Origin of the sequence: Candidatus Atelocyanobacterium thalassa isolate ALOHA (assembly GCF_000025125.1) — a bacterium.
In the GTDB taxonomy this organism is placed as follows: domain Bacteria; phylum Cyanobacteriota; class Cyanobacteriia; order Cyanobacteriales; family Microcystaceae; genus Atelocyanobacterium; species Atelocyanobacterium thalassae.
Genome location: NC_013771.1, coordinates 872290 through 890524 on the forward strand (window position 1 = coordinate 872290; position 18235 = coordinate 890524).

At 29.1% G+C, this 18235-nt stretch carries 17 protein-coding genes; 10 read left to right on the forward strand and 7 right to left on the reverse strand.

Going from position 1 to position 18235, the window contains the following annotated elements; all coding sequences use genetic code 11:
* Positions 1 to 344 precede the first annotated feature (344 nt).
* From pdhA to cysE, 7 genes are all read left to right on the forward strand, one after another.
* Entirely contained in the window at positions 345 to 1376 is a 1032-nt protein-coding gene (pdhA, locus tag UCYN_RS03590) for a pyruvate dehydrogenase (acetyl-transferring) E1 component subunit alpha (protein WP_012954145.1), read from the forward strand.
* A 347-nt stretch (positions 1377 to 1723) separates the two neighbouring features.
* A complete protein-coding gene (locus tag UCYN_RS03595) occupies positions 1724 to 2263 on the forward strand; it encodes a Ycf51 family protein (RefSeq protein ID WP_012954146.1) in 540 nt (179 codons plus the stop codon).
* A 59-nt stretch (positions 2264 to 2322) separates the two neighbouring features.
* The gene (locus tag UCYN_RS03600; RefSeq protein ID WP_012954147.1) at positions 2323 to 2949 is read left to right on the forward strand and encodes a cobalt-precorrin-8X methylmutase; all 627 of its coding nucleotides are present in this window, start codon (positions 2323 to 2325) and stop codon (positions 2947 to 2949) included.
* 28 nt (positions 2950 to 2977) lie between these two features.
* Entirely contained in the window at positions 2978 to 4231 is a 1254-nt protein-coding gene (locus UCYN_RS03605) for a bifunctional cobalt-precorrin-7 (C(5))-methyltransferase/cobalt-precorrin-6B (C(15))-methyltransferase (RefSeq protein ID WP_012954148.1), read from the forward strand.
* 131 nt (positions 4232 to 4362) lie between these two features.
* Entirely contained in the window at positions 4363 to 4893 is a 531-nt protein-coding gene (gene cysC, locus UCYN_RS03610; RefSeq protein ID WP_012954149.1) for an adenylyl-sulfate kinase, read from the forward strand.
* Between the two features lie 216 nt (positions 4894 to 5109).
* Positions 5110 to 5775 carry a PspA/IM30 family protein gene (locus UCYN_RS03615; protein WP_012954150.1) on the forward strand — a complete coding sequence of 222 codons (666 nt, stop codon included), beginning with the start codon at positions 5110 to 5112 and terminating at the stop codon, positions 5773 to 5775.
* 260 nt (positions 5776 to 6035) lie between these two features.
* Positions 6036 to 6785 carry a serine O-acetyltransferase gene (gene cysE, locus UCYN_RS03620; protein WP_012954151.1) on the forward strand — a complete coding sequence of 250 codons (750 nt, stop codon included), beginning with the start codon at positions 6036 to 6038 and terminating at the stop codon, positions 6783 to 6785.
* A 63-nt stretch (positions 6786 to 6848) separates the two neighbouring features.
* Here cysE and lepB read toward each other — a convergent pair whose 3' ends face one another.
* From lepB to UCYN_RS03650, 6 genes are all read right to left on the reverse strand, one after another.
* Complete coding sequence (gene lepB / locus UCYN_RS03625) at positions 6849 to 7430, reverse strand: signal peptidase I (RefSeq protein WP_012954152.1); 582 nt, start codon at positions 7428 to 7430, stop codon at positions 6849 to 6851.
* A gap of 292 nt (positions 7431 to 7722) precedes the next feature.
* A complete protein-coding gene (gene lnt, locus UCYN_RS03630; protein WP_012954153.1) occupies positions 7723 to 9387 on the reverse strand; it encodes an apolipoprotein N-acyltransferase in 1665 nt (554 codons plus the stop codon).
* Between the two features lie 51 nt (positions 9388 to 9438).
* Positions 9439 to 9888 carry a hypothetical protein gene (locus UCYN_RS03635; protein WP_236608125.1) on the reverse strand — a complete coding sequence of 150 codons (450 nt, stop codon included), beginning with the start codon at positions 9886 to 9888 and terminating at the stop codon, positions 9439 to 9441.
* Positions 9889 to 10238: 350 nt separating this feature from the next.
* Positions 10239 to 11039: an LmeA family phospholipid-binding protein gene (locus UCYN_RS03640; RefSeq protein ID WP_012954155.1), complete on the reverse strand. Its 801-nt coding sequence runs from the start codon at positions 11037 to 11039 to the stop codon at positions 10239 to 10241.
* Positions 11040 to 11079: 40 nt separating this feature from the next.
* Positions 11080 to 11394: a DUF3067 family protein gene (locus UCYN_RS03645; protein ID WP_012954156.1), complete on the reverse strand. Its 315-nt coding sequence runs from the start codon at positions 11392 to 11394 to the stop codon at positions 11080 to 11082.
* 190 nt (positions 11395 to 11584) lie between these two features.
* Positions 11585 to 12961 carry a UDP-N-acetylmuramoyl-tripeptide--D-alanyl-D-alanine ligase gene (locus UCYN_RS03650; protein ID WP_012954157.1) on the reverse strand — a complete coding sequence of 459 codons (1377 nt, stop codon included), beginning with the start codon at positions 12959 to 12961 and terminating at the stop codon, positions 11585 to 11587.
* Between the two features lie 408 nt (positions 12962 to 13369).
* Here UCYN_RS03650 and UCYN_RS03655 point away from each other — a divergent pair, with 408 nt between their 5' ends.
* Positions 13370 to 14863 carry a UDP-N-acetylmuramoyl-L-alanyl-D-glutamate--2,6-diaminopimelate ligase gene (locus UCYN_RS03655; RefSeq protein ID WP_012954158.1) on the forward strand — a complete coding sequence of 498 codons (1494 nt, stop codon included), beginning with the start codon at positions 13370 to 13372 and terminating at the stop codon, positions 14861 to 14863.
* Positions 14864 to 15144: 281 nt separating this feature from the next.
* Here the strand turns inward: UCYN_RS03655 and UCYN_RS03660 are convergent, their stop codons facing one another.
* Complete coding sequence (locus tag UCYN_RS03660) at positions 15145 to 15369, reverse strand: ferredoxin family protein (RefSeq protein WP_041487858.1); 225 nt, start codon at positions 15367 to 15369, stop codon at positions 15145 to 15147.
* A gap of 116 nt (positions 15370 to 15485) precedes the next feature.
* Between UCYN_RS03660 and UCYN_RS03665 the strand changes: the two genes are divergently transcribed.
* Positions 15486 to 16634 carry an AZOBR_p60025 family cell surface glycopolymer formation protein gene (locus UCYN_RS03665; protein ID WP_041487752.1) on the forward strand — a complete coding sequence of 383 codons (1149 nt, stop codon included), beginning with the start codon at positions 15486 to 15488 and terminating at the stop codon, positions 16632 to 16634.
* 564 nt (positions 16635 to 17198) lie between these two features.
* On the forward strand, positions 17199 to 18071 hold the full coding sequence (gene bchL / locus UCYN_RS03670; protein WP_012954161.1) for a ferredoxin:protochlorophyllide reductase (ATP-dependent) iron-sulfur ATP-binding protein: 873 nt from the start codon (positions 17199 to 17201) through the stop codon (positions 18069 to 18071).
* The last annotated feature ends 164 nt before the right edge of the window (positions 18072 to 18235 follow it).

Here is an 18235-nt window from a genome sequence, read left to right on the forward strand (position 1 = left end):
AAATCAAAGTAGTCCAAATTAATACTTGATAGTTAAATGTGAATATAGGCAATAAAATTTCTATTAGAAAGTACTGCTTTTCTTAAATCTTTTATGGCTATTCAAGTATAATAAAAGTTTTAAAAATTGTAACTAAAATTATAACTATAGTATAGGTTTCTCCAATATAGCAATTGTATCTACATAACATTAAAATATTTGTTGAGATCAAACTATGACTAAATAGAGTTTATTGATTGTTTAGTTAATTAAAATAACTTATCTTAGTATGAATATAACAATATTCTTAAGTCTCATCATTTGAGTTGTTTACTTATCCCATTATTCAATTTATTTTAGCTATTATGGTATCTGAACGTATTTTACCTACATTTGATACAATGTCTATACAACTGAGCAAAGATGAAGGATTGATGCTCTATGAAGATATGATTTTAGGCCGTTTGTTTGAAGACAAATGTGCTGAAATGTACTATAGAGGAAAAATGTTCGGATTTGTTCACCTTTATAATGGTCAAGAAGCTATCTCTACAGGCATTATCAAAGCTTTACGTTCTGGTGAAGACTATATCGCTAGTACCTATAGGGATCATGTTCATGCTTTAAGTTGTGGAATTCCTCCTCGTGAAATTATGGCAGAATTATTTGGTAAGGAAACAGGATGCAGCAAAGGTAGAGGAGGCTCAATGCACTTGTTTTCGAAAAAACACCGCTTTTTAGGAGGATACGCCTTTGTCGCAGAAGGAATTCCTGTCGCTACAGGAGCTGCATTCCAAAATAAATATCGTCATCAAGTCATGGGTGATGATAATGCTGATCAGGTGACAGCTTGTTTTTTTGGAGATGGTGCAAGTAATAATGGCCAGTTTTATGAATGCTTAAACATGGCTGCACTTTGGAAATTACCGATTATTTATGTGGTAGAAAATAATAAATGGGCAATTGGAATGTCTCATGATCGTGCTACTTCGCAACCTGAAATTTATAAAAAAGCAAGTGTTTTTAACATGGTAGGAGTAGAAGTTGATGGAATGGATGTTTTAGCAGTAAGACAAGTAGCAAAAGAAGCTGTTGCCCGTGCTCGCGCAGGGGAAGGTCCTACTTTAATTGAAGCTTTGACTTATCGTTTTCGAGGACATTCTCTAGCTGACCCAGATGAATTAAGAAAATTAGATGAGAAAAAATTCTGGGAACAAAAGGATCCTATTCAAAAACTAAGTAATTATTTAATTAATCAAAATATAGCTAGTCAAACTGAATTAGATACTATTCAAGAGAAAGTTAAGATAATTATTGATGATGCAGTAGAGTTTGCTGAAAATAGTCCTGACCCCAAAACGAACGAACTTTACCGTTACGTTTTTACTCAAGACTAAAATCTTATAAGTTGTTGATTGATATTTACTAATTCATGTGATTTAAATCTAAAAATTTATAAAATTAGTTTTTCTCATACATTAAATAAATCGTTAATATGTTTAAAGAACACTCTAAATGAACCTATAGTGTTTAGTAAGTAATACAAACCATTTAGTATCACTTCATTCCTTCTTATTAAAAAAAGGAAATTGTTTTATGTTTAATTAATTGTGGAGAATAAAATATTTTTTAGTATTTCTTCCGACTTTTCTTTAATCTTTAAAAATAAGTAGGAAAAATGTTTAAGCCATAATAAGCTTTATTCGTACTACTTAAATACAAATTAAAATTTATATTTAACAAAATGTCTACCTTTATAAATCTTTCAAATTATTTTGAATGGTCTTTGCTAATTACAATTATTTCACTTTTACTTGTAATTTTATCTTTTATATTAAGTTGGAAAAATCGTTTTAGATTGGTTGGAATTTCAGGGTTCATGATAGTCCTAACTGTAGGATTGTTTGGACTAAATATAGGTTTGCTCAATCGTCATAGAATTATCACATCAAGCTCATCATCTCGTGTATACGATAATGCTAGCGATCAAATAGTAATTTCTGTTGAACCCTCTATCACCGAAGAAGAATTATTCATGGCATTAAGAGAAGCAGCTCAAAATTATTTTGTTTACGGAAGATCTGCAGGGAAAGATAATCAGTTAACCTTGAGAGCACGAGTCCTTCTACATGTAAATGAAAAAGAAGATCTTCCTTTGTATCTTGGAAAAGCTGAGCAAAAACTAAATTTTCACAATGACAATCATCCAGAGATAAATATTCAAATCGATAAAAATGCATTTCAAACTTTATCTCAATATCTAAATAATATGAATTTATCTTAAATATATTTTTTAGCTATACTTTGCGTTATTGTTATTGAATAATTGAACTAGGTATATTGATGAGCCAGGACTTATTTTTAAACCATCCTATTACAACTAAAAGCTTTGCTATTATTGATCAAGAAATAGGTCAACATGACTTCGATGCATTAGAGTATAAGGTTGTTCGTCGTGTTATTCACTCTACAGCTGACTTTGAACTTATTAATTCACTAAGTTTTAGTCCGAACGCAATTAAAAAAGGTATTAATGCGCTTAAAAAGAAGACTCCCATAGTGACAGATGTCACTATGGTAAAACAAGGAGTTCTTAGTTTGGTGAACAAAACTTTTAAAAACCTAGTTATTGCTTCAGTTAATCAAACATCAGGTTCTAATCCTGGTAAAACTCTTACGGAAACAGGACTATTAAAATGCTGCAATACTTATCCTAGAGGAATTTATGTAATAGGCAACGCTCCAACTGCGTTACTTACTTTATGTCAGCAAATCCTTTTGAATAAGATACAACCAAGTTTAATTATTGGTGCACCAGTAGGTTTTGTTTCTGTTTTAGAAGCCAAACAAGCTTTAAAAAGGGTTAATGTTCCCAAGATTATTGTACAAGGGAGAAAAGGTGGTTCTCCTGTTGCAGCTTCTATATTGAATGCTTTAATTACTTTGGCTTACAAAAACGAATTACCATAGCTTATAAACATACTTTTTAAATACAATAATGATTAGGGTTGTAGGAATTGGATTAAACGGGAAGGATAGCTTAACCATAGAAGTTAAAAGTATTGTGGAAAATGCTTCTATACTAATGGGTAGCCAGAGACATCTTAAATATTTCCCTGACTACCTTGGAGTTGCAATAACTTTAGAAAATTTTATTAAAGATATAAAAAATTTAAAAGAACTCAATAAAGATAATAAATCTATCGTTATTTTAGTTAGTGGAGATCCTCTTTTTTTTGGTTTAGGTCGTTTATTACTGCAAGAAATAAATAATAAAGACTTAGAATTTTATCCGAATCTTACATCAATTCAACTAGCATTTAGTTATATAAAAGTTCCTTGGCATGATGCTCACTTTATTAGTATTCACGGCCGTAATTTAGATGAGTTAATACTTAGCTTTAGAAAAGGAGAGAAAAAAATTGCTATTCTTACCGATAGTTATAATAGTCCACAAGTAATTGCAAATATTTATTTAAGTTTAAATCTCTCTAAAAATTATGATATTTGGGTATGCGAAAATTTAGGTAAGATTGATCAAAAAATTAATTGTTTTTCTCCTCAAAAACTAATCAATCTTGAACAGTACGAATTTTCATCTTTAAATGTTGTTATTTTCATAGAAAATAATAATGTTATTTTAAACAAACAAGAATACAAACAATTACCTATTCTAGGTATTGAGGATAAATATTTTTTAACATTCAAAGATCGCCCTGGACTTATGACAAAGCGAGAAGTCCGAATAGCCATATTAGGAGAATTAAATTTACAACCTAAGCAAATTATTTGGGATATTGGTGCAGGAACAGGATCAGTCTCTATAGAAATATCTCGTTTGTCAAATACATCAAAAGTCTATGCAATTGAAAAAACCGCAGTAGGTATTAATATAATTACTCAAAATTGTAAAAGATTCCGAACTCATAATGTTATACCTATGCCATTAATGAGTCTTGAAGAATTATATGAACTTCCAAGCCCTGACAGGATTTTCATAGGAGGTAGTGGAGGAAAGTTAATTGATATTTTAGAGATTTGTCAACAAAAGTTAAGAAAAAAAGGTTGTTTAGTTATTTCTTTAGCAACTATAGAAAACCTCGGAATAAGTATAAATTGGTTTAAAAATAATTCTTGGTACTATAGTCTTTTTAGTATTCAGGTATCTAGATCTTTAGCTATTGCAAATTTAACTCGTTTATATCCTACAAATCCAGTTTTTTTATTAAAAGCTAGTCGCAAATATGAGTAGTTACCAAAAAACTGTAAGATCTATATTACTGATTTAAACTAGAGTATTTTAGCGATCAAATCCAAAATATTGCTATTCGTTCACATTTAATGTAGTGTCGATAATTATTCATACTACCAATTAAAATTCATATGAAACAAAATGGCGTAACTATCTGGTTGACAGGATTAAGCGGAGCTGGAAAATCTACCATTTCTGATGCTTTAGGAAAAAAAATCAAAAATTTTGGTTATTCATTAGAAGTGTTAGATGGTGATGTAGTAAGAACTAATCTAACAAAAGGATTAGGATTTTCTAAAGAAGATCGAGATACTAATATCCGTCGTATTGGTTTTGTTTGCCAATTATTAACACGTAATAATGTAATAGTTTTAGTTGCTGCTATTTCTCCTTACAGAGATATTCGTAATGAAGTTAGAGAAAAGATCGGAAATTTCATGGAAGTATACATTAATGCACCATTAACGATTTGTGAAACAAGAGATGTAAAAGGTTTATATAAAAAGGCTAGGTCTGGTGAAATTAAATCGTTTACTGGAATTGATGATCCTTATGAAGCTCCTATAAATCCTGAAGTTGAGTGTCGTACAGACATTGAAACACTTGAAGAGAGTGTCGATAAGATTTTAAGAAAACTCAAGGAAATGAACTATATAGAATAATAAACTTATAGGAATCATGTTAGATATGTTGCTTTTTTAGTAGTATTTTTTAAGAGCTGTACTGTATTACTTAGTGGCACTTAAACAATGCCACTTTTGGAAATCAAACAATTATTAACTTGCTTCCATAAATCTAAATAGTCAATATGATTAGTCTTTCATTAACTTTTTGATAAAGATTATAATTATCAAATATGAAATGTCAGGAGAATAAGAATGAAATGGCTTAATAAAATTAATCGTAATATAAGAAAGAAGCTAGATCGGTGGGTGAATAAATCAAATAGTCCTGAAAAAATTCTAGAGATAGCAACTACACAGATAGAGAATGAATTGATTAACATGAGAGGAGCATTGGCAGAAGCAATTGCTAGCCACAAATTTTCAGAACGTCAATTATTACACTATGAAAGCTTATCTGATAAATTATATCAAAAAGCCGAATTAGCCATATCTCAGAATAACGATTCTTTAGCAAGAAAATCATTGATGAATCGCCAATCTTATCAGAAACAAGCTTATGACATTAAAACTGAACTAGAAAGTCAACAGATAATGATTCAAGAGCTTAAAAGAAAATTACGAGTATTAGAAAGTAAAGGACAAGAAGTAAAAACAAAGAAAAATATCTATCTTGCACGGTTACGTTCAGCGACTGCAAAGCAAAAACTTAATGAAATACTAAATGACTTTGAAGAAGACAGCTCTAATAATTTATTTGAAATAATTGACAATAAAATTATGGAATTATCGATACAGCCGGAAGCTATAAGTATAAAAAAGGAACCTAATATTTTAGAAAGTCACTCTACCAAGCTAGAAAGTAAAAATTCCCAAGCACGATTACCTCATACTAAATCAAATATAGAAAATTTAGACTAGTTTGGACTTTACTTTCTACTTTACTAGAGTTAGAACTATAAAAGATTTATATAGTTTTCTATTTACGCTGAATTAAATAAAAAGACTATAACTGAGTTACCTAATTGAGTTAGTACTGTTGGTAATAGTCTATTTTTACAAACTTTTTCATAGCAATTAATTGTTTCTCGTTATACAAAATAATTATTACGTAATTACTTTTAAGTATAGTAAGTAAAATTATTTAACTAAATTATTTTTTCTAGTATTCTAGTGGTAATATGGATGCTAGATATATAATCTTAGTCAAAGAGTTCAGTCTTGTGTTATCTACTATAGTTACTGATTTTCGTATAATTTTTGATCGAGACCCTGCAGCTCGTAATTGGCTAGAAGTTCTTTTCTGCTACCCTGGTTTACAAGCTATTATTTTATATCGTTTTGCTCATTGGCTAAATAAATTAAATATTCGATTTTTACCAAGACTGATTTCCCATTTTGCACGTTTTTTTACTGGAATTGAGATTCACCCAGCAGCTCAAATCGGTACTGGAGTATTTATCGATCATGGGATGGGTGTAGTTATTGGAGAAACAGCAAAGATAGGAGACTATAGTTTAATTTATCAAGGTGTTACTCTTGGAGGAACAGGGAAAGGAAGCGGTAAAAGGCATCCAACAATTGGAAAAAATGTGGTTATAGGAGCAGGAGCAAAAGTTCTTGGAAATCTAAACATAGGTAATAATGTTCGCATAGGAGCTGGTTCTGTTTTACTTCGTGATGTACCTTCAAACTGCACTGTTGTTGGTATTCCCGGAAAAATAGTTTACCAATCAGGAGTAAGGGTTAATCCTCTCGAACATGGAAACTTACCTGATTCAGAAGCTAAAGTTATTAGATTATTATTAGATAGAATTGACTTGTTAGAAAAACAGTTTCAACTGTTAAAAAGTAACAAGTCAGAAGAGTGGGAGTTTATAAAAGAACCTGACGAAATATTGCACTTAAAATCAACTTATAACAATAAATAAGTCTTAAATATTAAAAAACAGACTAAAACAAAACTTCTGTAACCTTTTGACTTTATTTACGAATTAAAAAATAGAAATACGTTTAAAAGGAGAAAAACGAAAAATGGCACGTCCAATAATATTTTTTTCTGACAAAAAACCCCATACATGAGAATCATTACTATTATTTCGATTATCTCCCATAACAAAAAGATATCCTTTTGGCACTGTAATTGGTTGCAAATTATAATATGGCTTCTGTAAAATGTAATCTTCTTCTAGTAAAATATCATTAACATATACTTTTCCGTCTTTGACTGCAACAGTCTCTCCACTGATTGCAATTATTCTTTTAATAAAAGCCTGGTTATTTTTATAGCCCTGTAGTTTTAATTGGATTGGGGGTTTAAACACGACTATATCTTTTGCTTTAGAAGTATAAAAATAGCGAGAAACCTTTTCGATAATTAATCGATCACCTGTTTGCAAAGTAGGATGCATAGATTCAGAAGGAATATAGCGAGGTTCAGCGATAAATGTACGAATAAAAAAAGCTAAAGCAATAGCAATTAATAAAATTTGCATATTTTCCCAAATAACTGCTAACAAACTTTTATATGGATTAGATTTATTAAAAAAATTATACTTATTCAGGTTCCAGGACATACACAATTGTCATTTAATTTATAAATTACTGTAAATAATTAATTGCTTAAACTATATTTTACTTAAGAATGCAAATATATTAATCTAAGACAATCATATAAATTCTAAAATAATTTTTGCTTAATATTTGTATGATTTCAAATACTGTACGTAACTAACTATGATTAAACAGCTATTGATTAACTAATACTACTTTAAAAAGGTTAAGAAGTGATATATATCTATAGTAATTAAACTATTTAATTTAAAAGCCTATTTACATTATTGTTAAATGCATATTTAAAATTATTTATTAGAAATCAATAGTATATTCTATTAGCAACAAAAAAATTTTTAATAATGGCATAGTTGCCATACAGCTTAATATAATTATTAACCAATTCCCCATTCTTACATATAAAGTTTGTGTATTTCTCGCATAGATTATTCCTTTATGTATTTCGTACATATTCATTTTAGATATCCATAAAGTATCTCCATTAGGGTTGATAATAGCAGAATAACCTGTGTTGGTTACTTTAGCCATCCATCTATCAGTCTCGATTGCGCGAATTACATCCTGAGAATGATGCTGGCTAGGCATAATTCTAGTAAAATGGGCATTATTAGAAGCCGTGACTATATATTCTCCACCTAAACTTGCTTGATATCGAAAATGTTCACTAAATGCAGATTCATAGCAAATACCCACGATGGCTTGGCTTACAGAAGTGTCAAAAACTTGTTTATTTTTTCCTGTAATTAAATGATTTTCTAACGGAGATAAATAATTAATAAGTTTTCCAAAAATATTTTCTAAAGGAATATATTCTCCCAAAGGAACTAATTTAACCTTGTCAAAACGACTTAATATTTTCCCAGTATCCGTTATTGTAAAAAGACTATTTGTATATCCATTTTTTTGGTCACCTAATGCACCTAAGATAATGGGGACTTTATATTTCATGATTTTCTGAGATAAAGCACTATTATCAAGTACATATTGTATGTTAAAAGGTAAGGCAACTTCTGGGGTTATTATTAAATCAACTTTTTGTTTCGCTAGAACCTCGTAACCATAACTATAATTCTTAAGAGCTCTAACTTTTCCCTCAGGGCTTAATTTAATAGTATTAGGGATATTCCCTTGTATCATTCCAATTTTTATTTTTTTATCATTAGAATCTAAAGCCCTGTGGTTATACAAAAATAAACCATATAAATGTGAAAATAATATAGTGATTATACTTAAAAAATTTAATAAAAAGAATTGCTTTCTATTCTTATTAATTATTAATATTGATTCTGATATCAAACCGTTAATTGCGACAATTAGTGCTGTTACTGTGGAATAGCCAGAAAGTTTTGTTAGTTGTAGAATCGCTAAGTTGCTTGGACTTTGTGTATAAGATAGAGAAGTCCACCATAAAGGACTTTGGCTCCAAATCATTTCTAAAATACACCAAATCGCAATTCCAAAAATAATTCTCTTAAGAGACTGGAATAATGAAGATGCCAGAAATGTATTACTTTCTATACATTTACTGGTTATTTTTTTATAATTAATCTCTTTTGTTTGGTTAACAGTAAAACAACACATCAGGAATGACCAAATAAGTACTAAGACAATTCCCCAACATGTTACAAATAGCCAACAAAAAGTTGTAATTATAAAACTTGATATCCAAGAAATTCCTATCCATGTCATAGGATGTAAACTTGTTACCCAAAATAAGCTAAAACCATGATAAGAAAAGCCCCAAACTATTGCTATTAGGGTTTTCTCGTTAATTTTCCTTCTAAGCTTTAACTTATTCTTTTTATTTTTAAATTTTTTATGTGTTATATGTTTAGTTGTTTCGGATACCAGAAATACCCACAATGGAACTAATGCTATCCATGCAAAATAAAAGTTGGAAAATGGGGCAGTAGATAATCCCATTAACAAGCCACCAAACCCTACTAATAAAATTCTCATATGAACGTTTTAATTTTTATATCGAGATATTTTCAAACAGGAAAATTATATTTAAAACATATTTTCTGCTGTTAAACAAATAGACATTGCCTTAATATGAGTAATATTTTCTACTTCTTTTATTGTAGCAATCACGCATTCAGAATAAAGTTTTGGGTTTAAACTAGAACGACAAGAATCTAATAAGGTTAATGAATTTGTTTTATTTATGTCTAAGTTAGTATTAATATACGTTTGACTAGGGAATATTTGATAAATATTAGCAACACAATTTCCTAAATCTACAGGCCTTCTTACTTGAAAACATGCTCTTAAAGAATCATTTCCGTTGATTTGTGTTGTATTTCCTATAATACTGACACATTTAGACAATTCTTTCGGAATAAGTGCATCAGAGCAAGCAGTTGCTGCATCTTCTCCTTCTATTTCAAATTTTTTTAATTGATTAATACAAACACTGTATTGATTCCAAGAATTTTGTGCGTTTGTATAAATATTCAACGGAATAATATAGAGATTAATGATTAACGATCCAATACAAACTTTTAATAGATTAAATTTATGTTTAAGAAGAATCATCAGGAAAAAATGAAAAATATTTGTATTTAATAAATCCTAATATTTAAAAAAAATTAAATCAACTTATTTGTTTGAATTTAAAAGAATTTTTTAAGTAATAATAAATTACATAAACAATCTTACGGAATATTATTAATCAATATAATGTAATGAAACCTAATAAATATTCTTTTTATTGAATTTTGTATGTAAATGATTCAAGAAATTTTTAATTTAAAATAATATTTCTTTTTTCCATCTTAAAATATGATTATTAAATAAAAAAATAAATTTCATAGTAGTGGATCAAGACGGAAAAAAGTAGCAACTTTTAACATATTGTTATTAATATGTAACTCTAAAATTCTTGCCACTATTCCTTGCTTTTCAAGATTTTTTAAGTTCAATTTTTCATTAATTCCTATTGTCAAAAAGTTTAAAAAACGTTTTGATAATTTTCTCTTGTTAAGAGTAGCACTCAAATTTGTTAATTTTACTAAATATCCTTTTTCAACATTAAAACCAACTTCTGTTGTAATTATTAGTTCATTTTTTGTTTTCTTAGAAGTTGAATCTTCTTCTAATTCAACTTCTAAACCTAGATAGTTCTCCCTTACAAAATTTACACGTAATGCGATGATTTTGAACTTAGGAGCTTGACGAGGTAATAAATCATTTATTAATTCTTGTAATTTAGATTTAATATTCTGTGATTCCAATGCTTCATTAAAATTTTCTTCTTTTATTGTTATTTTAAAAGCACCTTGAAATGGTTTGTTTAAAAATGACCTTAAATTTTTAGCTTTTTCTAATTGCTGAATCTTTTTAATATCAATATCAACTGAATCAGTTTCTAGTTCAAAAGAATCTATTGTAAGATTTTTGATAACTTCAACCTTGCGACTTGCAATATAAATATGATCAACTTTACCGTTCACGATTTTATAGCTTGGCGTATTATCAATACGAACTAGTAATTTTTCTGCATTTACAACTTGAGAGCGTAATTCATTTTCAATAACATTATCAACAATAAGTCCAATAGGCGAAATAGTAGTAATCAAACCCGATAAAAAAATAGTGAACCATTCCATAAAATAATGACTTTATTAGATATATTTAAATAAAAATAAATTAGTCGTCTAAAATCCATTCAGAGTCTTTATCTCTAAAGCTTAAAGGTATGCTAACAGGCTTTCCTAAACGAGGTCTTTCTTTAGTAGCTTGTAAATATGCAATAATTTCTTGTTCACTGTTCCAAGTGGTTATGTAATTAGCTACAGCATCAAGATGCTTAAAGTATTCTTGTTCTGTCATGGGGAACGATGCTTGCTCTAAGTATTTCCACATTATTTGACAAAAAAATTGCTCTTTAACTTTTTTTAACTGTATGTCATAGGATTTACTCCATTTACTATAAATTAATTCATATAATTCTTTCCCAATCATATTTTTCAGCACCCCCTAACTAAAGACCTTTCTAATAGGTTATAACAAAAGTTTAGAAAACGTGGTTAATATACATTCTAAATTATTTGATTAAACAAACTACATATAAAATAATTTTAGATGTAACCAATAATTTTTCATTAATCTTATAACTAAGTTCTAGTTTGTCGTTATTTATGCATATTAAAGTTTAACTAAAATACTTACAGATCTGTTCAACTAATGATTTCAGTTTAACAGAGTTAGAAGCCTTGAAAAGTATACGATCCCCTTCCGAAATATCATTAATTAACTGTTCAAATAATTTTTCTGGACTTAAACAACAAATTACTTTAATGTTTCTAACTCCATCAATATTTTTAATCCCATTAGGAATAGCTCGAGCTTCTTCATCTCTTATTAGTATGTATAGTACATCAATTCCTAATGCTTGGGCTGTTTCCCCAACTTCACGATGAAATTGAGAAGAATTTACGCCCAATTCTTTCATCGCTCCTAAAACAGCAATATGCCTTTTCCCCGGAGTATCTTTAAGCATATTTAAGGCTGCTTTCATTGATTCCAGTCCAGCATTGTATGTTTCATCTAATAAAATGATATCTCCTGGTAAATAATTTTTTTGTGATCGTCCTTGGGGCATCTCAACTTTAATTTGTTTTGTAAATTTTTTCCAATCTAAATTTAAACTTTTGGTTACTGCTAAGGCTGCTAAATAATTAATTGCATTATGACGACCAGATAAAGGTAAAGGAAAATTTAAACCTTCAACTCTTAAAGTTCTATCATTAATCAATTTCCCAATAATATCTCCTTTATTTAAACCATAAGTAATTGTTTTACCTTTCCATATTCGCATTGCTGTTTTCATCAGTAATTCATCATCATTGTTAAGAATAGCTATGCTATCAAGTGACATTTCGGATAATAATTCACATTTTGCTTGAGCAATAGCCTCCTTAGAGCCTAATCTTCCAATATGGGCTGTTCCAATATTAGTAATAATACCAATAGTAGGCTGAATAATTTTTGTTAATAAACGAATCTCTTCTAAGTCTCTCATGCCCATTTCAATTACAGCATAGTCATGATGTTTAGATAATTTCAGAAGAGTACGAGGTACACCAATTTCATTATTATAATTATCATAAGTCTTATGAACTTGTCCGTACATACCTAGAGAGGCAGCTATTAACTCTTTTGTGGTAGTTTTTCCAACTGATCCAGTAATAGCAATAATAGGAATTTTATATTTGTTTCTCCACCAATTCGCTATCTGTTGATAGGCTTTTAATGCGCTGCCAACAACTATATGTGAAACCTTATATGTAGAATTTACCAGAGCTTCCTGTTCAAGAATAACAATGCTTGCCCCTTTCTCTATAGCTTCTCTAATAAATAAATGTCCATCGAAGTTCTTCCCACTCAATGCTATAAATACATCACCTTTTTGAATCTCACGAGTGTCTGTATTAATTACTTTGATATCATCAAACGATGATAAGTTAAAATAGGATTTTTGTTTTTGAAAATTACTCCCTAAAACAGTAACAAGCTCATTAACATTCATCTAATAGTCCTAAATATTTTGATTATGATTATTAATATTTTTATTCTTAAAAAAACAAGTAAATTTTATAGTCATCATATATCTTGGTTTAAAAGATATCAACATTTAAATAAGGATATATAAAAATATTAGTTTTCCTTCTACTTTTAAATACTGCATTTATGTTTTATAAATTCTAACTAATTATTGTTACGTTTAATAAAAGACTACATGTTTAATATATGGTTCTTTGTATCTTTTATCTTAGGAATAATATCGATTTTTTAATTCACAATACTTGAATAATTTTTCCACCAGGATCCTATTGAAATTTATATGGAAGAATTATTGACTTTGATATATATGTAGAAACTTAAAAAGTTAGTAATAGTCTAATATGTACATATTATAAACTTCAAATAAATAATTATGGTAAAACTTTACGAACTATTGAAAAAGGTTCCTAGTATTATCGAAATACCAACACATAAAGCTTTAAACGAAGAAGTTAAAGGAATTTCTACCAATTCTCACTCTTGTAAGCAAGAAGAAATTTTTATTGGTATGCCAGGAACTCGTGTAGATGGAGGTGAGTTTTGGCAAAGTGCGATAAAAGCTGGTGCTGTTGCAGTTGTAATTAGTCCTCAAGCAGCCATTAAATTTCCCATAAATGATCTTCATTGTGTAATTATTGTTGAAGATGTAATACTTACGGCGTCCGAAATTGCTACAGCTTTTTATTCTTATCCTTCTGAAGATATAAAAATGATAGGAGTAACGGGTACGAATGGTAAAACCACTACTACACACTTAATTGAATATTTTTTAACTGAATGTAAAAAAAATACTGCTCTTATCGGGACTTTGTATTCTCGTTGGAACGGTTTTAAGCAAACTTCAATTCATACCACTCCCTTTTCTCCTGAATTGCAAGCACAACTATCTCAAGCAGTAATTGATAAAAATGAATACTGCGTAATTGAAGTCAGCTCTCATGCCTTAGTTCAAGGGAGAGTTAAAGGATGTGGTTTCAATGTAAGTATATTCACTAATTTGACACAGGATCATCTAGATTTTCATAAAAATCTAGAAAATTACTTCCTTGCAAAGCAATTATTATTTAGTCCAGAATATTTACAAGGAAAGGCAGTTGTTAATATAGATGATTCCTATGGAGAGAGGTTGATTCAGTACCTAGGCCCTCAGAAGGTATACAGCTATAGTATTGAAAATACTATGGCTGATTTTCATACAACTAATCTTAATTACAAACATGACCGAATTGAAGGGATCTTAAAAACACCTGGTGGAAATTTTGAATTTCAGTCTCCTTTAGTCGGTAAATTTAATTTATCAAATTTACTAGCTGCGATCGCAACATTGTTTCATTTAAATATTGACTTAGAAACAGTTATTAACAAATTACCTCAATTTCCTGGTGTTCCTGGAAGAGTGGAAAAAATAGAAGTTAGCGAAGTACAAGATATTAGCGTAATTGTTGACTATGCCCATACCCCAGATAGTTTGGAAAATCTTTTGAAAGCTACTCGCCCTTTCATTAGTGGAAAAGTGATATGTGTTTTTGGATGTGGCGGTGATCGTGATAGAAGTAAGCGTTCAATAATGGGAAAAATATGTGCAAAATTAGCTGATATTTCAGTTTTAACTTCCGATAATCCCAGGACTGAGGAACCTGAACAAATCTTGTCCGATATATTAGAAGGCGTGCCTAAGAATGCTAACTTTTGGGTAATTAGTAATCGTACTGAAGCTATCAAAACAGCTATTTTAAAAGCTGATCCAGGAGATGGAGTTTTAATTGTAGGTAAAGGACATGAAAACTATCAAATCTTGGGTACAGAAAAAATTTATTTTGACGATAGAGAACAAGCAAAAGAATCATTAAAAATTAGATTTCAGTAAGGTATAGTAATCATGATTGAGTAGGCTATGGTTATTATATTTTACCTGCAACCTTAAAGATATATAAACCTATAGAGGTGAAAGCTTTAAACCACCAAATATTTCTTTTTATCTAAGGAAATATTTGGTAATAATAAAATCTTTTGTTTTTTATTCAGCAGGCTATTAAGTAAAGCTTCATCTGTTTGATATAGTTATTTTGTAAATATCATATATCTAGATTTATTGCCTGGTATTTTGTACATCTCATGCCTTATAAATTATGAGTGTTAAAGATAATATTATGACATCTCTTGATATTCTGGTCTTTCTTCAGCTATGATGGCACCTTTTACAGGACAGACTTGCAAACATATTCCACAATCAATACAAACTGAGAAATCAATCCAATACCAAGAAGTTCCTTTAAGATTTTTACCTGGACCTTCATGAATACAGGCAACGGGACAAGCCTCTGCACAATCAGCAACTCCTTCACAAACTTTAGTAACAATAGTATGAGACAAAATCGAACTCCTTTTCATCATGTTGATGATAATTTTAAACTATTTTATAACTATATGTTCTTAGCCTTGTTTAAATTATTTTTCATAAAACTTTGACTAATAAAATCGATTAATACATGATGTCCAAAAAAAATATAAACGTATTATCTTCAGAATTTTTAAGTTTTGTCTTTACTTTAATTGTAGTGATTTTAGTTGCGACATATCTTTACTTTATTAAATTTGACCATAACATTACAGGATTTTTTCGTATTGGTTCTGTTTTACCTATCTCTCCCTATCTTCACAACACAAAATTATTTATTTATCAAAAAGAAATTGGCTATGATGGTCAACAATTTTTAAATTTAGCTCTTGATCCATTTTTAAATCATCCAGAAACACTCAATTCGCTTGACCATCCAGTCTATCGTTATCGAAGAATTTTATATCCATTAATAAGTTATTTATTCTCATTAGGGAATAAATTTTTAATTCCTTACATAATGATTGGAATTAATATTATTTCAATAAGTCTGATAGTCTATATCATGGGCTTGCACTATAAAAAAAATGAGTTTATATCTCCATATAATTCTTTATTAACTTTATGTGTTCCAAGTATTTGGATAGTACTATCTCTGGGAACATCTGACTTGCTCAGTAGCTTATTTTTAGTTACTTCTTTTTATTACTATCATAGAAATAATTATAAGCTCACAGCTTTGATGATTTCACTTGGTTGCCTAACTAGAGAAACTTTATTGATCGCTTGGTTCTCACTCTTCATATCAAGCCTTGTAGAGAATAAACACAAACAAATACGATATTTATTGTATGGAATAATTCCTCCTACTTTATGGACATTCTATATAACATTGTTAGATCTACCCGGGAAAACAAGAATTGATGATAATTTTGGTATTCCTTTTTTAGGTATTTTCCATAAACTTGTTAATATCCTGACAAATGGAGTTAATGTAAGTAATTTATTTGAGCTCTATATGTTTGTTGTATTACTTGCAAGTTTTATCATTATTCCTTTATCAACGATTAAAAATAATAAGAATAATTTATTAATACAAATTTGTAATATTTTTTATGGAATAGTCTTTATGTTTAGTAGCTTCACAGTACTTGGTTATTATTTAGATTATTCAAGGGTTTTTATGGATATTTATTTTTTAATGCTATTTAATCTAAATAGTATCGAAATCTATAGAAGAAATTTTTTAATTTCTTCTATAGGTCTAGGAAGTTCTTTATTTTTAATATTTTATTCTTGATTTAGCAAATAACTTAACTGGAATCTACTTTAATAAGGTACCTTTATCGGTAAAAATTTCCTGATATGAGTAATTTTTATGTTTGAAAAATAAGACTCTAATTGTTAAGTTAGTCTGTAATTTATTGTGATTCTTTCAAGATATGTGTATGATTATTGATAATTTTTATCTTTTTAATAGAAATTACAACCTTTTTAGAGATAGATCACATCTTCCATGAAGTTGTTATTCTATATTTTTATATGACTCTCCACTATACTAGGACTTAATTTATAGATACAAAAATTAAGTTTTGTGTCTAAATTTCTATTCTTTTTTAATTAGGAATAAAAACTTTATTAATTTTTTTAAGTTTATTGTTTCCTATAAACTTAAGTAATAGTTTTAAAGGTTTATTCATAATTCAACTAATGAATATAAATACTTATTAATTAATGTTTAGCCTACATTGGAATTCTTCGCTCTTTGCCTCATAATTTGATTAACAAGATTTATGCATTTGCTCTTTTTTAGAGTATTAGATTTAAGATCTTATTTCATCGATAATAACAGGAGATTTAATTAATGACTTTAACGCTTGCAGTTTATGGAAAAGGTGGTATTGGAAAATCAACAACAAGCTGTAATATTTCTACAGCACTAGCTAAAAGGGGGAAAAAGGTATTGCAAATAGGTTGTGATCCAAAACATGATAGTACTTTTACTTTAACTGGATTTTTAATACCAACTATTATTGATACTTTGCAAGAAAAAGATTTTCATTATGAAGATATTTGGCCTGAAGATGTTATTTACAAAGGATATGCCGGGGTAGATTGTGTAGAGGCGGGAGGGCCTCCTGCAGGAGCAGGCTGTGGTGGTTATGTTGTTGGTGAAACAGTAAAGCTACTTAAAGAATTAAATGCTTTTGATGAATATGATGTCATCTTATTTGATGTTTTAGGTGATGTAGTATGCGGAGGATTCGCAGCACCTTTAAATTACTCAGATTACTGTTTAATAGTAACAGACAATGGTTTTGATGCTTTATTCGCGGCAAATCGTATTGCAGCATCTGTTAGAGAGAAAGCAAGAACTCATCCATTACGTTTAGCTGGTTTAATAGGAAATCGTACTTCTCAACGTGACTTAATTGATAAATATATAGAATCAGTACCAATTCCTGTATTAGAAATACTTCCACTTATTGAAGAAATTCGAGTATCTCGTGTTAAGGGAAAGACCTTGTTTGAAATGGCCGATAAAGATCCTTCACTTGAGTATGTTTGTGAATTTTATTTAAATATTGCAGATCAGTTGTTAGCAATGCCTGAAGGAGTCATTCCTAACGATGCTCAAGATAGAGAGTTATTTACTTTATTATCTGATTTTTACCTTAATCCTCCGGAATCTTCTTCGGGTACCCAAGATCAGGAATTAGATTTAATGATGGTTTAGACTTAAAAGTGCACTTTATTATTTACTAAGTATTTTCTGAAAGATCTCAAAGTGCACATTTTAGATATTAATAAAAAATTTATAGAGATATTTTGTAAGATTATCTTTAACTTTAATCAGAGTACTTTTTATTTTATATAAAACTTAAAAATAGGAGAAATGTA

Bases quoted from the DNA above. Each gene is read 5' to 3' on its own strand.
- pdhA (WP_012954145.1), top strand. From the start codon at position 345: ATGGTATCTGAACGTATTTTACCTACATTTGATACAATGTCTATACAA.
- UCYN_RS03595 (WP_012954146.1), top strand. From the start codon at position 1,724: ATGTCTACCTTTATAAATCTTTCAAATTATTTTGAATGGTCTTTGCTA.
- UCYN_RS03600 (WP_012954147.1), top strand. From the start codon at position 2,323: ATGAGCCAGGACTTATTTTTAAACCATCCTATTACAACTAAAAGCTTT.
- UCYN_RS03605 (WP_012954148.1), top strand. From the start codon at position 2,978: ATGATTAGGGTTGTAGGAATTGGATTAAACGGGAAGGATAGCTTAACC.
- cysC (WP_012954149.1), top strand. From the start codon at position 4,363: ATGAAACAAAATGGCGTAACTATCTGGTTGACAGGATTAAGCGGAGCT.
- UCYN_RS03615 (WP_012954150.1), top strand. From the start codon at position 5,110: ATGAAATGGCTTAATAAAATTAATCGTAATATAAGAAAGAAGCTAGAT.
- cysE (WP_012954151.1), top strand. From the start codon at position 6,036: ATGGATGCTAGATATATAATCTTAGTCAAAGAGTTCAGTCTTGTGTTA.
- lepB (WP_012954152.1), bottom strand. From the start codon at position 7,430: ATGTCCTGGAACCTGAATAAGTATAATTTTTTTAATAAATCTAATCCA.
- lnt (WP_012954153.1), bottom strand. From the start codon at position 9,387: ATGAGAATTTTATTAGTAGGGTTTGGTGGCTTGTTAATGGGATTATCT.
- UCYN_RS03640 (WP_012954155.1), bottom strand. From the start codon at position 11,039: ATGGAATGGTTCACTATTTTTTTATCGGGTTTGATTACTACTATTTCG.
- UCYN_RS03645 (WP_012954156.1), bottom strand. From the start codon at position 11,394: ATGATTGGGAAAGAATTATATGAATTAATTTATAGTAAATGGAGTAAA.
- UCYN_RS03650 (WP_012954157.1), bottom strand. From the start codon at position 12,961: ATGAATGTTAATGAGCTTGTTACTGTTTTAGGGAGTAATTTTCAAAAA.
- UCYN_RS03655 (WP_012954158.1), top strand. From the start codon at position 13,370: ATGGTAAAACTTTACGAACTATTGAAAAAGGTTCCTAGTATTATCGAA.
- UCYN_RS03665 (WP_041487752.1), top strand. From the start codon at position 15,486: ATGATGTCCAAAAAAAATATAAACGTATTATCTTCAGAATTTTTAAGT.
- bchL (WP_012954161.1), top strand. From the start codon at position 17,199: ATGACTTTAACGCTTGCAGTTTATGGAAAAGGTGGTATTGGAAAATCA.